Source organism: Patescibacteria group bacterium, assembly GCA_028717685.1.
Taxonomy (GTDB): Bacteria; Patescibacteriota; JAQUNI01; order JAQUNI01; family JAQUNI01; genus JAQUNI01.
This window is the reverse complement of record JAQUNI010000002.1, coordinates 94,827-108,655: the sequence shown is the minus strand read 5'-3', so window position 1 is coordinate 108,655 and position 13,829 is coordinate 94,827. Positions and strand designations below refer to the sequence as shown.

13 protein-coding genes and 1 tRNA gene are annotated in these 13,829 nt (G+C 40.1%); 11 read left to right on the top strand and 3 right to left on the bottom strand.

The window, feature by feature from the left end:
• Positions 1-77: 77 nt before the first annotated feature.
• Positions 78-773, bottom strand: a complete 696-nt coding sequence (locus tag PHW01_03990; GenBank protein MDD5627138.1) for a hypothetical protein — start codon at positions 771-773, stop codon at positions 78-80.
• A gap of 103 nt (positions 774-876) precedes the next feature.
• On the opposite strand from PHW01_03990, the gene PHW01_03985 reads away from it, so the two are divergent.
• From PHW01_03985 to PHW01_03950, 8 genes are all read left to right on the top strand, one after another.
• Positions 877-1,131 (top strand): PLDc N-terminal domain-containing protein, encoded by a 255-nt coding sequence (locus tag PHW01_03985; GenBank protein ID MDD5627137.1) that lies wholly within the window; start codon positions 877-879, stop codon positions 1,129-1,131.
• Positions 1,132-1,206: 75 nt separating this feature from the next.
• Positions 1,207-1,280, top strand: a tRNA-Pro gene (locus PHW01_03980).
• Positions 1,281-1,415: 135 nt separating this feature from the next.
• Positions 1,416-1,997: a DUF5680 domain-containing protein gene (locus tag PHW01_03975; GenBank protein ID MDD5627136.1), complete on the top strand. Its 582-nt coding sequence runs from the start codon at positions 1,416-1,418 to the stop codon at positions 1,995-1,997.
• A 283-nt stretch (positions 1,998-2,280) separates the two neighbouring features.
• Positions 2,281-3,057, top strand: coding sequence for a PP2C family serine/threonine-protein phosphatase (locus PHW01_03970; protein MDD5627135.1), 777 nt, complete (start codon positions 2,281-2,283; stop codon positions 3,055-3,057).
• Position 3,058: 1 nt separating this feature from the next.
• Positions 3,059-3,583 carry a hypothetical protein gene (locus PHW01_03965; GenBank protein MDD5627134.1) on the top strand — a complete coding sequence of 175 codons (525 nt, stop codon included), beginning with the start codon at positions 3,059-3,061 and terminating at the stop codon, positions 3,581-3,583.
• Positions 3,584-3,962: 379 nt separating this feature from the next.
• Positions 3,963-5,225 carry a reverse transcriptase domain-containing protein gene (locus PHW01_03960; GenBank protein MDD5627133.1) on the top strand — a complete coding sequence of 421 codons (1,263 nt, stop codon included), beginning with the start codon at positions 3,963-3,965 and terminating at the stop codon, positions 5,223-5,225.
• Between the two features lie 393 nt (positions 5,226-5,618).
• Positions 5,619-7,469, top strand: a complete 1,851-nt coding sequence (locus PHW01_03955; protein ID MDD5627132.1) for a hypothetical protein — start codon at positions 5,619-5,621, stop codon at positions 7,467-7,469.
• Positions 7,470-7,747: 278 nt separating this feature from the next.
• The gene (locus tag PHW01_03950; protein MDD5627131.1) at positions 7,748-8,980 is read left to right on the top strand and encodes a hypothetical protein; all 1,233 of its coding nucleotides are present in this window, start codon (positions 7,748-7,750) and stop codon (positions 8,978-8,980) included.
• Positions 8,981-9,248: 268 nt separating this feature from the next.
• Here the strand turns inward: PHW01_03950 and PHW01_03945 are convergent, their stop codons facing one another.
• Both PHW01_03945 and PHW01_03940 read right to left on the bottom strand, forming a co-directional pair.
• Positions 9,249-10,031, bottom strand: coding sequence for an ABC transporter permease (locus tag PHW01_03945; GenBank protein MDD5627130.1), 783 nt, complete (start codon positions 10,029-10,031; stop codon positions 9,249-9,251).
• A gap of 26 nt (positions 10,032-10,057) precedes the next feature.
• Entirely contained in the window at positions 10,058-11,029 is a 972-nt protein-coding gene (locus PHW01_03940) for an ATP-binding cassette domain-containing protein (protein MDD5627129.1), read from the bottom strand.
• A 97-nt stretch (positions 11,030-11,126) separates the two neighbouring features.
• Between PHW01_03940 and cyaB the strand changes: the two genes are divergently transcribed.
• From cyaB to PHW01_03925, 3 genes are all read left to right on the top strand, one after another.
• On the top strand, positions 11,127-11,717 hold the full coding sequence (cyaB, locus tag PHW01_03935) for a class IV adenylate cyclase (GenBank protein ID MDD5627128.1): 591 nt from the start codon (positions 11,127-11,129) through the stop codon (positions 11,715-11,717).
• Positions 11,718-11,734: 17 nt separating this feature from the next.
• On the top strand, positions 11,735-12,379 hold the full coding sequence (locus tag PHW01_03930) for a class I SAM-dependent methyltransferase (protein ID MDD5627127.1): 645 nt from the start codon (positions 11,735-11,737) through the stop codon (positions 12,377-12,379).
• A 694-nt stretch (positions 12,380-13,073) separates the two neighbouring features.
• Entirely contained in the window at positions 13,074-13,781 is a 708-nt protein-coding gene (locus tag PHW01_03925) for an NUDIX domain-containing protein (protein ID MDD5627126.1), read from the top strand.
• The last annotated feature ends 48 nt before the right edge of the window (positions 13,782-13,829 follow it).

Genomic DNA, 13,829 nt, shown 5'->3' with positions numbered 1-13,829 from the left:
CATTCATCATCGCTAACTAGACTGGCAGGGTATTCTTCTAAAGGTGCGGGATAAAAAAAACCCTATTTTTATTAGGGTTAAATTGCGAGAGTATAAAAATGAATTTCCACGTCCTCCTCAAAAGGTTTTTCTAAATAGGGAGAATAATAATAGCACAAACTCATATGAGGATTGCTTCCTTTGTATAAACTTAAATATTGGAAAAACATTGTGGGCTTCTGGATTTTAGGCGCGAAATTTAAGAGCAGATGCCCATGCTCTCCATCGCACGCCACCTGCGTCACGCGGCTTCGGAACATTCCCGCAATCGTTTTACCCGAAATAGAAAGCCGATAAAGGCAATAGAAATAACGCCGAGAAAGATTATTTCCTAATCCCTGAATGTCTTTCGATTCATAGATTTCCATCTTTGGCTGATCGCCGAAATGAACATCTGAAGAAAGCCTCTGCTCTTCCGCGCCAAAGGGACTTGTATGATACACAAACTGCCATCTCTTCCCGCGACAGGGAAATTTCAAGGCGGGAAAGAAAAACCCCCTCCAAGTGGAAAAACCTTCAGAAAAAATGTAGACATTATGCTCGGAATCAATGTAAATTTCGTCAATTACCGCCGCGCCGCCCACACTGCCAAAAGCAAAACCATCGGGAATGAAACAATAAAAGGGCTTCTCCACTAAATCCAGAAGCGCTTCCGGAAGATGATCGCGATAATCAGAGCTCAGTTCTTCCCTTACCAACCCCGTAGCCACCAAGTCTAAATATTCCGCTGACATTCTTAAAACTCCTTTCGCAAAAAATGAGAAAAATGTAGATTCAAGGAACGACACAAAAGAACAGCTTATCTTATCATAATTTTCTAAATAAATCAATTTATTTATGAAAACTATTCTAAGCTTCAACCCCCTCCCCCTTTTCTTCCTACCAATTATTTTTGTCTTCTTCATCTGGAGCGTAATCGCTCTATTCTTTATCGGCGGAGCGATTTTTTGGATTTGGATGCTCGTTGACCTTCTAAAAAGAGATTTTCCAACCGCAAAAGAAAATGAAAAAATTGTCTGGGTCTTGGTTCTGGTGTTCACCTACTGGCTCGGCGCGCTGATTTACTACTTTATGGTTAAGAAAAAAATTTAACCCTTTTTGAAATTAAAAATTGAATTATTAAAAATTGATTGAAAATTAGAAATTAAAAATTGAAAATTACAATTACGGGGATTGGCGCAGTTGGCTAGCGCGCGCGCATGGGGTGCGCGAGGCCGTGGGTTCAAGTCCCACATCCCCGACTAAAGAGTGCTGTATGTGTAGTACATGGCAAGAACGCTTAGCGTCCACCAAAGTTATATATATAAGCAGACTAGAACGAGGTAAGAGAAACCCTTCCTTACTCACTATTAAAAAAATGACGAAAGCACTTGGTGTTGAACCAAAGGAATTACTTAAATATGAGTAAAAACCTACAAAATCATTTAAAAAAATTACGAGAAATATCTTTGAGAGAAGATAAAACCAAAGGTTACGGCGGAAGCCCACAGAAATTTTTGGACCCATTTTTGCCTTGGTTTAAGGTTATAACCTACCGGAAAGGACCTTATGTAGTGATTGACCGCTATAGCGGAGAAGAGTTGAATATGGGGCAAACAATAACTTTCTATCGGAAGCATCCTATATACGGAGTTAACTACTATGGAATCCTTATAGGCGCAGGTAGAAAATTAGGGCCAAAAGTGGTCTTTGATTTTCTGAAAAAGGCATTGCGTGCAGGAGCAGGAAAAACAACTCACCGAGGATTAGACGGTTTCCGAGAAAATAAGTTTTTGTATAGAAACAGATTTACAAAAAAAAGAGGATTTGTAGAAGGCGAGGAAAAAATCTTCTACGAGAACAATCTTGTTTACATGCAGGTTTATCATGGTGGACTAATTGAAGATACTAGACATTACAAAGAATGGTCGAAAAAACTTTTGTCGTCTACGGAGTTAAGAAAAAGGTTAAAATTTTAGTAATTTATGAAAGCGAGGGCGGGGGTGTGCGAGACCGTCCGCTCTTCGGGTCTTAAAGACTCATCAGAGTCCCTCGGGGCTGAGTCCTCGGGACGAACGCCTGAATGACCTAAGGCAGACATCCCCGACGAACCTAAACATCGCGGATTTTGCGGGCAGTTTTTCCCGCACTAAGCTTTTCCTTAGTGCGTGGATTTTAAATAAGTGCATTTAAAAATTGTTAAGTGAAATTGAGAATGAACCTCGCTTCTAATTTAATCGCATTTCTCTGAAACAAAAAATCATGGCGCAAGTTCGAACTTTTTCAAAAGGAAAAACCAGAGATAGAAATGAAGATTATTTTGCCTATAATAAGAATTGTTTTGCTATAGCCGATGGCGCCACAGATAAAAGTGGCAAAAAATATAATGACAAAACAGGAGGAGAACTTGTTTCTCGAATTGTCGTAAATGAGTGCTTATCAGCTAATCTAAATGGAATTGAATTAGTCAATTATCTTAACCAAAAAACCAAGGAATTATATGGCAAATTAAAAATTTTGGAAGAAACTAAAGACCCAAAACATAGGTTTACCTGTGGATTTATTTGCGTAAGGCTCATTAATAATAAAATAATAATCACCTATTTAGGAGATTCAGGCATGAGGATTAATGGAACTGAAGTTTATCAGGAAACAAAACAGATTGATATTGATAATTCAGAAGAAAGAGCAAAATATATTAGAGAAACAAATGATATTAAAGGGAGCAGAGAGCACATAATGCCTTTACTTTTAAAACAATTTGAATATCAAAACAATCCTCAAGAACTTCTTGGTTATGGAGTCATTGATGGCACTAAAACACCATCTAAATTTGTAAAAATTTTTGAATATAATCAAGATAAAATAAAAATAATTGAACTATTTACTGATGGTTATTTCGATATACCTCAAGAAGTTTCAATTGAAGCATGGGAAAAAATTTTTGAAAAAGTTGAAAAAGAAGATCCAGATAAATGGAAAAAATATAAATCAACTAAATCCAAGGATGACAGAAGTATAGTAATAATTAAATTCTAATGTGTGGATTCATTCTGAACCTACTCTGTTCCGCTTTGTTCCGCACCCCACTTATGCTCTCCTCCCTGCGGACAAGCGCCGCAAAACAATTATGAAAGCAAAAACTTTAGGCAACAAAACATACTACGAGCTAACCGATGAAGAATGTAAAAATCTTTTAAGGTTAAGCAATGAAGCGTTGAAAAATACTTATCCCAAAAGTGGCGATGGGTATGCCGTTGCCTTGATGACAAAAAAAGGAAATATCTATACTGGCGTTTCTTATCTTTCAGACACGGAAACTTTAACTATGCATTCGGAAGCAACGGCGTTGGCTCACGCCGCTATTCACGGCGAAAAGGATATTGTGGCGATTACCGGACCAAATTGCCATATCTGCAAGCAACTGATTTACGAAAGCAGCTTGCGCTCAGGACTAGATGTTGTGGTTATTATGGAAGAAGAAGGGAAAATAAAGCAAATACCAATTTCAGAGTCAATGCCTTATCCTTGGCCAGAAAAGTTAGAGAATGAAAAAACCGATTAAACTAAAATTACAAAAAACTCTTAAAATTAAACCAATAAAACCATTTGCCTTTGACCAAACTTTCCACAAACCAGATCACTTTACTTCGGGAATTATAATATTATCCATCCAAAACTTCAGGGGACGCGCTTCATATGCCGCCTTTTTTATTTCTACTTGTCAAATTATCTTTATAGCGATATGCTGAAACCAGTGGGGTCAAACGCGGCTTGAATAAATCGTACAAGCTGGGCGGTTAACTCCAACCAAAGTACGGCGGTCGTCAGTATCTGACGGCTGGTTGTAAAATTGCGCTATTTTCAGCGGAAATCAAGAAGCTGTGCAAAAATGAGTCCCCACACTTTTGTTCGTTCCCAATTTCAAAAAGGAGGGAAGTAAAGTGCGAAAATCGCGAGAAGAAAGAGAAGCCGAAATGCTCCAGCAATTTGGCTTGCCAAAGGCTGAAGCGGTTTTAGCTAGTATATTAAAGGTAGATGTCTGCCGCATATCATTGCTCACGCCGGATTATCGTGTACTTGAAGTTCCGAAGAAATCAGACGGTTTTCGCACTCTTTTTATTCCATCTGAAGAACTGAAAGCGATACAGAAAAAAATCCTCCGAAGATTTCTTCACAAAATGTGGAATATGCTTCACGATGGTCTATATGGCTTGTATCCGGGAGGAGAATTAACGTCTTACGTATGGCATGCTCATCGCCACAAAGACGCTAAATGGTTTTGGCAGTTAGATTTGGCAGATGCCTTTCCGTCAACGAGCGTCCGGAATTTAGAAGAGATTGTTTTCAACCGGATAATCAGCGAACTAGAAGCATACGAGCTTGATGTTAGCCATTGCCGAGCACTTACAGAAAGAATGAAGCTTATAAAAGAAGAGGATGAAATATCTTCCTATGCTCGGGACCTTGAAGACGCAAAGAAACATTTAAGTTTTTCCTTCTTTTACAGGGCTTCAAGTATATTGGACGGCTGGCTGTTTGAAGACGATGACCGGTGGCTTCTGGCCGGTAAGGCAAAAATTGCCAAGGCGCTCACCGAGCTCATTATCAAGTTGACAACCTGGAACTATATTTTGCCGCAAGGCACGCCCACCGCGCCTTTTCTGTTTTATATCTATTTAACAGAAAGCGGATTTTTTAGCGAACTTTGTTCGCTGTGTCCGTCCCCATTCTTTGTTTTCCTCGCTGACAATAAACGTCAAGACAAATTCCGATTTGAAGCGGGAATGTATGTTGATAATATTGTGGTGTCAGCGCAAAAGCCAATTCCTGAAGATGTTCAAGGAAAATTTTACGAGACTATTGAAAAATACGGTTTTAAACCCAATGCCAAAAAGGTGTCGCACCGCGGTATTATTCACGAAGCGCCACTTATTACCGGTCTGCGGATTATCAAAGATAAGGAAGGCAATAGTAAAATCGTTCTGCCGAAAAAGACAGTGCGCCGCTGGCGGGGAATCATCTACCGGGCGATTTCCGATCTATCTTTGCGACCCAAAGTAAAGGGGTTTATTGCTTCATTGAAGCCCATCTATGGAAAGCTTGGCACCAATGGGTCGTTTGATTTTAATTACAATGATCTACCAGCACAAATTACGGGACCTTATTATAAGTTGCTTCGCGAGATTCAAACCGAAGAGAAATAAAAACTTACGCAGGTCAAACCCGTGTAAGTTTAAGAACGCGAAGGTGAAGGTTTTTCAGCCCTCACCTTTTTATTTTATTACTAAAAAAATCTATTCTCATCAAAAGCTCTCCGAAATCTCTAAAAATGCCACCGGCTTAAAATAGAAGGCAAAAAATAGGAGAAAAGACAGATTTCAAAAATCAGTCTTTAAAAGATGCAATTGTTTACGAATTGTGATATTCTTTAATTAAGAATTTAAACGGCGTGCCAGCAAAGCTGACGCGCTCTGGAATTTATCCTGCATTCAACTGCGGGACTTGAAAATAGTTCAAGTAAGATTCATAAAATCTAAAAGAATCCAAAAATTTTAGCACTTTTCACAAAAATAAAATTAGCAAATAAACACAAAAACATGGAAACACAAAACTTACCCCCTGTCCCGCCTAATCCGCCTGCCCCGCCAGTGGCAAACACCCCCTCCCCCGCTCCACCCAAAAAATCCCACAAAAAATTAATTATTCTCTTGGTGGCTTTATTTTGTTTACCCGGAGTGCTCCTTGTGCTTTGGCTGGTTGCCTCTTCCTTCCTTTTCTTCTTGCCTAATCCGGGGATTATGATTTCCGCCCTCTTGGAACGGGGCGCTAGTGAACAAAGCGCGGCGGATCGTCCCGATATTCTTCAGGCTAGCGCCGCGGGCGGCAAGGCGGAGCTTATTGTTCCCCAAGCGGCTTTTACAAAAAAACCGAAAATCACAATCAAGGAAGCCGCGGAATCCATCTGGCCCCAAGGGGTGATCGGGGGTTTATTTGAAATTTCAATTAGTGAAAAAGATTTCAAGCGCGGACTCATTTTTAAAATCACTTTAAATGAAGCGCCAAAAAAGGATTTTGCCTTGGGTTACTGGGATACTGTGAAAAAAGAATGGGAGTGGCTGCCGACGATAAATCTCGGGAACAACGTCTATCAAACCGTATTAACGCACGCGAGTTATGTCGGCGGCGGAACGCCCAATGGGTTCGAATTCACTTTTAAGGATCCTGAAAATCAAAGTATGTATCAAGAATTCGAGGCGGAGATGAGCAAAATCGCGGTTGATGATGCCACAGGCAAAGCCAAGCAATATAACGATGCCAGCTGGGAGCGCGCTTCCCAAATTGCCGAAGAATTAACCAATAAAGTAATTCAAGATTATTGCCCGAACGAAACGCCGGACGCTTTGACGGATTTGGTTACGGCTTGGCAGATGATGCAATTTTTTCCTTACCCAGACTTGGCGCTGAAGACTGAAAAGGCGTTCACGAACGATTGCGAAGAGGAAAAGACTTCAGGAAAATATATCATCCGCCAATCAGACTCTTATGGCTGCACTTTTAATATGAACTTAGCCGGCGGATTTTTTCAGGAAAGCGCGCAGTCAAAAACAATGGTTCTTTCGGAAGGACTTCATACGGACGATGCCGCCGTTGGCGAACCTGCCTGGCGCACGGATTGGCGCGTCTATCAGTATTACACCACTGATACCGACCTAGATGCCCTGATACATAAAGAGTCGCGTACGATTGATTCTTATTACTTACTTGACATCCCAATGCATAATGTTAAGGGAAAATCCACGGATCTGATGTTGACCACCTTTTCTTTAGCGGGGATTCGCGAGGGTGAAAGCTTTCCAATTTGGGCAGCACGAGCGGGCAATTATCAATCCAGCCTTGCTGGACCAGAACAAACAGCGAAAGCTTTACACATTTCGCCTGATAGCAACTGGCACTGGTCAGAGACCTATACACCCGAATCCACGGAAACGATCGCGCCTGGAATCCAAATGGTGGGCAGCGGTAAACTTATCCGAGATAATGGTCAAAATGGAGCCGTTATTTCCTTCGAGCCTTCAGAAGAAGGAATGGCCGCTTACAAGGAAGCAACCAAAAAAGTGCGGGAAATGGCGCAACAATACAATCTGCCGGCGGAGTTGAAAAACCTTTATGACGCGGAGGGCAATCTTAAGGGTTTAAGTTGCGATAAACAAGAACCCTTGCGCATTGTGCTAACTTCCGAGTGGAAACCGGGCGATAACACTTCCTCCTCCAACGACCAGGACGGCGATGGCTTGCCCGACCTCGTGCCTTTGACCCCGGAAGGAAATCAAAATCCCGCAACCAGCAACGATCAGAATGGCGACGGTTTGCCCGATGTTGTGCCGCTGACGCCTCAAGGTGATCAAAATGGCGACGGCATACCCGATCTAGTGCCTCTGACGCCTTAAACTTTTAGGAATATGATTGGGAGGAATAATTAACGATTTGATTAAAATACTGCAAAAGCACGGCAGAAAAAAGTGTATTTCTCAAGCCTTAGGTTTGGCAATTGCGACAGATCAACGTATAACTATTCGCTAAAGTCTCGCAAAATATTGACAAAGAACGAAAAAACAAGTTAAATAAAATGGATGGTTTTGAAACCATCCATTTTATTCTTAATGTTCTTTTCCCAACTCACCCCAAATTGGCTTAAATTCCAAAAAATATCATAAGGAGGCTAACAATGTCCGAACAGCAAAATGAAAAAGCGAAAGTTATTACTGCAATCGAAAATAATGAAAGAAATATAACCACCGAAGATCTAGAAAAATATTTAACAATGGCGGAAGCAACGATGTCGGCGAATCCAAATCTGTCCCTACTCCAATCTTATCAAGCTATCGTAGAAGCGGAAAAAAAATATGGCTATAATTTCCGCCATCGCTATTCGGTAAATCCTTCCCAAAACTTAGTCCTAAAAATAAAGCGAGCAAAAATACTCTCAGAACTAAAGATAATCAATAATAAAGAAACTCAAATCTTTGAAAAAAGACAAAAAAAACTTGAGTTAATTGTTTCTGCAATTCAAAATCAAACCGCACTGGGAGTATTGGAAATTCAAAAATATGTCGAGGAGTTAATTCTAAGCAACACCGCAGATAATTTTAAAGAGGCTGAAGAAATACTCACCATCGGTCCTATTGCTCAAGGATTTGACACAACCCAAGATTATCCCATACCAAACTCCTTAATCCGTGAATTTCTTCTGCGAAGCTTCACTCCCGATATTCTTAGACTGCTAAAGGTGGGAAAAATTACCAAAAGTGACCAATACAAGATAGCTTGGACGCGTTATAACAAAGAGCTTTTTAATCAAATTGATGATCTCTGTGAACGTGGAATTTTAATTCATGACCAAAAGTTCGGATTTATAGCTGAAAGCAAAGAAAAATATTTAGAAGCGGCAATGATTTTAGAAAAAGTGGATAGCCCGGAAAAATTGCAACATATCTATAAAACTCGCGCTCATGCTGGTCATTCAAACAACAACAAAATTATATTGCTTAGTTTTGGAGTAGAAAAATCAATTGACTTCGACTATCTGCAAAATATATCTCTTCAATCCGAAGAAGATAAAATGAAAGCTTATATCTTGAGTACCATCGGACATGAAATTGGACATCATCTATTCAGTATTCTAGAACAAACAACAACCGGACAATATAGTAACATTGTTGAGTCCGAAATCAGTCCCTTAAGAGAAAAATATGTCACAGACTATGTCTTAAGACAAGCGGTTATTTATAAAAACAAACCAGAAAATGTTGTTAATGAAGATTTAGCTGAAGCAGTACGGATATCTACATTAAACCCATCCTATCTGCAAAAAAATTATCCGAGACGAATGGATTTTGTCCAGAAAAATTTTCCCTATATCAAAATGGGGTGCGCTCCGGAAATCTTATGCCAATATTAATAAATTGCTCTATAGCGGCTCTTAAGCATCAGCCGCTTTTTTATATCTTTGTTTGATTTGTCTTAAATAAAAAAACAACCTCCCTAAAGCTCGGGGGTTGTTTTTTATGTACCTTGAATTACGAAATGCGTCGTCATTGCGAGGAGGGCTTTTTAAGCCCGACGAAGCAATCTCATCGAGCTGTATTTATATAGATTTAGGAGATTGCTTCGGTCGGCATCAAATGCCTCCCTCGCAATGACAAAAATGCATTTCGTAATTCATAGGGTCAATTCTTCTTGTTAAACGCGATCACGGCGGCGGAGACTAAAACTGCGGAAAAGACAACTAAAAACAATACATTAATATAAATGGGGTGCAGGATAAGGCGATGGCTGACCTCGGGCGAGATATGGTTATGCAAAAAAATCTGCCGCATCGCGTCCACGCCATAGGTTAAGGGATTTAAGCGCGATAAAGCCATCATCCAGCTAGGCACGCTCGTCAGTGGAAAGAAAGCACCCGAAAGGAAAAACATCGGGAAAACCAAGACCTGCATTAAAAGTCCAAAGCTCTCCGTAGTCTTCATTAAAGAAGCAATAAACAAACCCATCCCCGCCACGGCAAAAGAAAGAAGAAGCATTAATGAAAAAATCTCGGGAATCATCACAAGATGCAAATTGAGTCCAATGAAAGGAGCAATCACCAATAAAATCAGCCCCTGCAAAGCGGCGATGGTCGTCGCCCCCAAAGTTTTGCCAATCGCGATCGCCGTGCGCGAAACCGGAGCGACCAAAATCTCTTTTAAAAAACCAAATTCCCGATCCCAGACCGTGGAAATGGTGGAAAAAAACGCCACTCCCATTACGCTCATTGCGATAATCCCCGGATACATAAACTGGATAAAATCCACGCCAAAATCTCCCCGCGCCAAAGTGCTGCCTAAACCCGCGCCAAAAATCACCAAAAACATCAAAGGCTGGAAAAGAGTAGAAAAAATCCTGGTTTTATCCCGCCAATAGCGGATAATTTCGCGCTGCCAAATTGTAATGATAGGTTGAATAAAATACATAAAAGCTTTATTTTAATAGGGCTTTTTTAATGTCTGTGCATCCTACCGCGAGCGCGCATCAGCTCTTGCGAAGATGCTTGTCTCTCCCGAATGGCGCGGCCAGTCAGGCGCAGAAAAACATCCTCCAAAGTGGGCTTGCGAAGCGCAATCGCGTCAATCTTAGTCGTGAGTTCATTAAAAAGACGCGGCAAAAATCTTTCGCCGTCTTGCACTTCCATCTGCAAAATATGATCCTTTTCTTTAATCTTAGCTTGATATCGCGCTTGCAGTTCTTCTTTTAATTTCTCTTTATCCCCACTTTTCATTTCAATAATATCGCATCCCACTTTCTTCTTTAAATTGGATGGCGTGTCTAGAGCCACCAGCTTGCCATAATCAATAATCCCGATCCGGTCGCAATATTCCGCTTCATTCATATAATGGGTGGTCATAAAAATGGTCATTGCTCGCTCTTTTTTCAATTTCAAAATGTATTCCCAAAAATGCGCCCGCGTTTGAGGATCAAGACCTATCGTCGGCTCATCTAAAAAAAGCACTTGCGGATAATGGATTAAACCCCGCGCGATCTCCAAACGGCGCTTCATTCCCCCGGAAAAATTTTTGACCACTTCTTTGCGGCGGTCCCAAAGGTCCACGAGGCGCAACACTTCTTCCATCCGTTTTTTATACTCTTCTTTTGGCACGCCATAAAGCTTGGCGTGAAAACGCAGATTCTCCTCGCTGGTCAGATGATCGTCCAAAGAAGGGTCTTGAAAAACGAGCCCTATGGATTTGCGCACCTTGTCCCTCTCCGAAAGAACATTAAAATTATTGATAAACGCCTTCCCTTTCGTAGGAACAAGGAGCGTAGAGAGAATATTAATCGTCGTGGACTTGCCCGCGCCATTAGGCCCCAAGAAACCAAAAATTTCCCCTTTTTGGACATTAAAAGAAAGGTCGTTAACCGCTGTAACCTCGCCGAATCTCTTGGTTAAATTTTGGACTTCAATAATATTCATATTTTACCTCATTAGAGAAAGTTTATTCCATTACAAATTCTAGTCTGATGTTCTTATTATATACTGCATTGCCAATATTGCAAAATCGCACTTTTTTATGATTTTTGTTATAATAATCCATATGAATATTGAAGTGGAAATCAAAATTCAATTTGACAATCTGGAGATGGCGCGCAAAAAATTAAGGACTCTTGGAGGCAGTCTAAAAAAATCTCTGCGCCAAATTGATGAATATTATGTCCCCTGCCACCGCGATTTTTTCGCGCGCAAACCCTGTCCCATTGAATGGCTCCGCGTAAGGCAAAATCCCGACAGCGCGATTTTTGAATACGACAAATCTATTGTCTGCCGCAAAGATAGCGCCCAAGATTATGCTGAAGAATATGAAGTAGAAGTAAAACAACCCGAGAACCTTAGAAAAATTCTAAAATTTTTGGATTTCAAAAAAATCGTCACTGTTGATAAACAAAGAGAATATTGGCAATGTGAAGATTTCGAAATTGCTTTGGATCAAGTCAAAAATCTCGGCTTTTTCATAGAAGTGGAAGCCCAAGGCAATTTTTTAAATGCTAAAATAGCAAGAGCGGGTTGTGCTCGCTTTTTAACCCAAAAATTAGGAATCAAAGATTGGCAAAAACAACAGATTAAAACTGGATACCCGGTTTTGCTTTTAAAAAAAATGAAATGATTGGCAGAGACATTGCAATGCAACGTCTCTATGCGGCAATATATATGTTGAACCCTAGTCAAAGAACAATTAAAACATACAATAAAATCGCCAAAGAATATGCCGCCCGCGGTTATAATAACCCGCTTTTTTGGCACAGGGAATTTAAAATTTTTCAAAAATTGATTTCGGGGAAAAGGGTTATAGACATTGGATGCGGGTCAGGCAAAGATGCATTGCTGTTTATAAAGAACAAATTTGATTATATTGGCATTGATGCCTCTTCTGGATTGCTTCACGAAGCGCGCAAGTTCGTAAAAAGCGGCAAATTTATTTTGATGAATTTCTACAAATTGAAATTTCCCCAGAATCATTTTGACGGCTTTTGGGCTGCTGCTTCCCTCCTGCATATCCCCAAACGCCGCGTCGCCAAGGTCCTCCGCGCCATCAGAAAAATTATCAAATCCCAAGGCATAGGATTTATCGCCCTCAAAGAAAAAAGACATCTTGACGAGGGCATCATCAAAGAAAAAAAACACGGCGGGATTGAACGGTATTTCGCTTTTTACACTAAAGTAGAATTCCAAAAAATTCTAGAACAGAATGGATTTAAAATTTTAAGAAACCATATTCATCAAGAAGAAGATACAAATTGGCTTTGCTATTTTGTGCGGAAAATATAAACCCCATTAGAGAACTTCGTTCTCCAACGGTTTCCACTGACTGTGGTTTTCTCTAACGAGGTAAACGGTCAGGAAAATGAAACGCAAATTCTAATCAAATAAATGGTATTATTTCAAGATAAATTCCGCGCAGAATCGGCCAGACTGCAAGAATATGATTATTCAATGGAAGGAGCGTATTTCGTGACCGTTTGCACAAAAGAGCGGAAAGAATGCTTTGGCCAGGTCATTAATAATGTAATACAATTATCCAGAATAGGAATCGTTGTGGATAAATATTGGCGAGAAATTCCCAAACATTTTCCGTTTGCGATTTTGGACGAATATATTGTGATGCCGAACCATATGCATGGGATTATTATAATCAACCACAATTATTATAATAATCCGCGTAGAGACGTTGCAATGCAACGTCTCTACCATAGGAATAAACAACGTCCAAAAAATTACCAAATGTCTATGATATCACCCAAGCCACAATCGCTATCGGTTATTATTCGTTCATACAAATCAATTTGCACACGTGAAATTAACAAATATCAAAATCATCTACATTTTCAATGACAATCCCGTTTCTATGACCACATTATTCGTAATGAACACGCCCTGCAACAAATTCAAGAATATATTATTGACAATCCCCCGAACTGGAAAAAGGATAGAAATAACATAGAAAATTTATATATTTAATCCTATGACCATCAAAAAGAAAACATGGCCAGCGTATTTTGAAAAAATCGCGAGCGGCAGAAAAAAATTTGAATTGCGCTTAGCGGATTTTAAAATCAAAGAAGGCGATATTTTACTTCTTGCGGAATGGGATCCAAAGACTCAAAAATACACCGGACGCGAGATTAAAACACGCGCGACCTATGTCTTGAAAACAAAAGGCTTGCCTTTCCATTCAGAAACAGAAATTAAAAAATATGGTCTGCAAATCATTCAATTTGAACTCGCGAAAACGCAAAATCTTGTGTCTTCGCATCATCATTTCCCCCGCGGCGTAGAAATAGTTAATACGGCAATTATCAAAAATAAAAAGGGCGAAATCCTGATTGCCCGCTCGCCCAAATGGTCAAACAAATGGACTCTCCCCGGCGGCCATTTGGAGCCCGGCGAAAATCTCTTAGCTAGCGCGCAAAGAGAAGCGGAAGAAGAAACAGGTCTTAAAGTAAAACCAATTAAGATTATTGATTCCAACGAACTTATTAACTCTCCGGATTTTCACCGTCCCAGCCATGTTGTTTATTATGATTGTCTCTTTGAATTTGTCAGGGGCAAACTGAAATTAGAGAAAAACGAATTATCCAAAGCTAAATGGGTGCTGCCAGAAAAGGCATTAAAACTTGACTTAGCTGACGGCTGCCGCAAAAGCATTCAACATTATCTTGAAATGCAGTAAAGGCAGGTTTCTAAAAAACTATTGCCTTTTTATACACATAATGTTATA

Bases quoted from the DNA above. Each gene is read 5' to 3' on its own strand.
- PHW01_03945 (MDD5627130.1), bottom strand. From the start codon at position 10,031: ATGTATTTTATTCAACCTATCATTACAATTTGGCAGCGCGAAATTATC.
- PHW01_03925 (MDD5627126.1), top strand. From the start codon at position 13,074: ATGACCATCAAAAAGAAAACATGGCCAGCGTATTTTGAAAAAATCGCG.
- cyaB (MDD5627128.1), top strand. From the start codon at position 11,127: ATGATTTTTGTTATAATAATCCATATGAATATTGAAGTGGAAATCAAA.
- PHW01_03955 (MDD5627132.1), top strand. From the start codon at position 5,619: ATGGAAACACAAAACTTACCCCCTGTCCCGCCTAATCCGCCTGCCCCG.
- PHW01_03950 (MDD5627131.1), top strand. From the start codon at position 7,748: ATGTCCGAACAGCAAAATGAAAAAGCGAAAGTTATTACTGCAATCGAA.
- PHW01_03970 (MDD5627135.1), top strand. From the start codon at position 2,281: ATGGCGCAAGTTCGAACTTTTTCAAAAGGAAAAACCAGAGATAGAAAT.
- PHW01_03985 (MDD5627137.1), top strand. From the start codon at position 877: ATGAAAACTATTCTAAGCTTCAACCCCCTCCCCCTTTTCTTCCTACCA.
- PHW01_03940 (MDD5627129.1), bottom strand. From the start codon at position 11,029: ATGAATATTATTGAAGTCCAAAATTTAACCAAGAGATTCGGCGAGGTT.
- PHW01_03990 (MDD5627138.1), bottom strand. From the start codon at position 773: ATGTCAGCGGAATATTTAGACTTGGTGGCTACGGGGTTGGTAAGGGAA.
- PHW01_03930 (MDD5627127.1), top strand. From the start codon at position 11,735: ATGCAACGTCTCTATGCGGCAATATATATGTTGAACCCTAGTCAAAGA.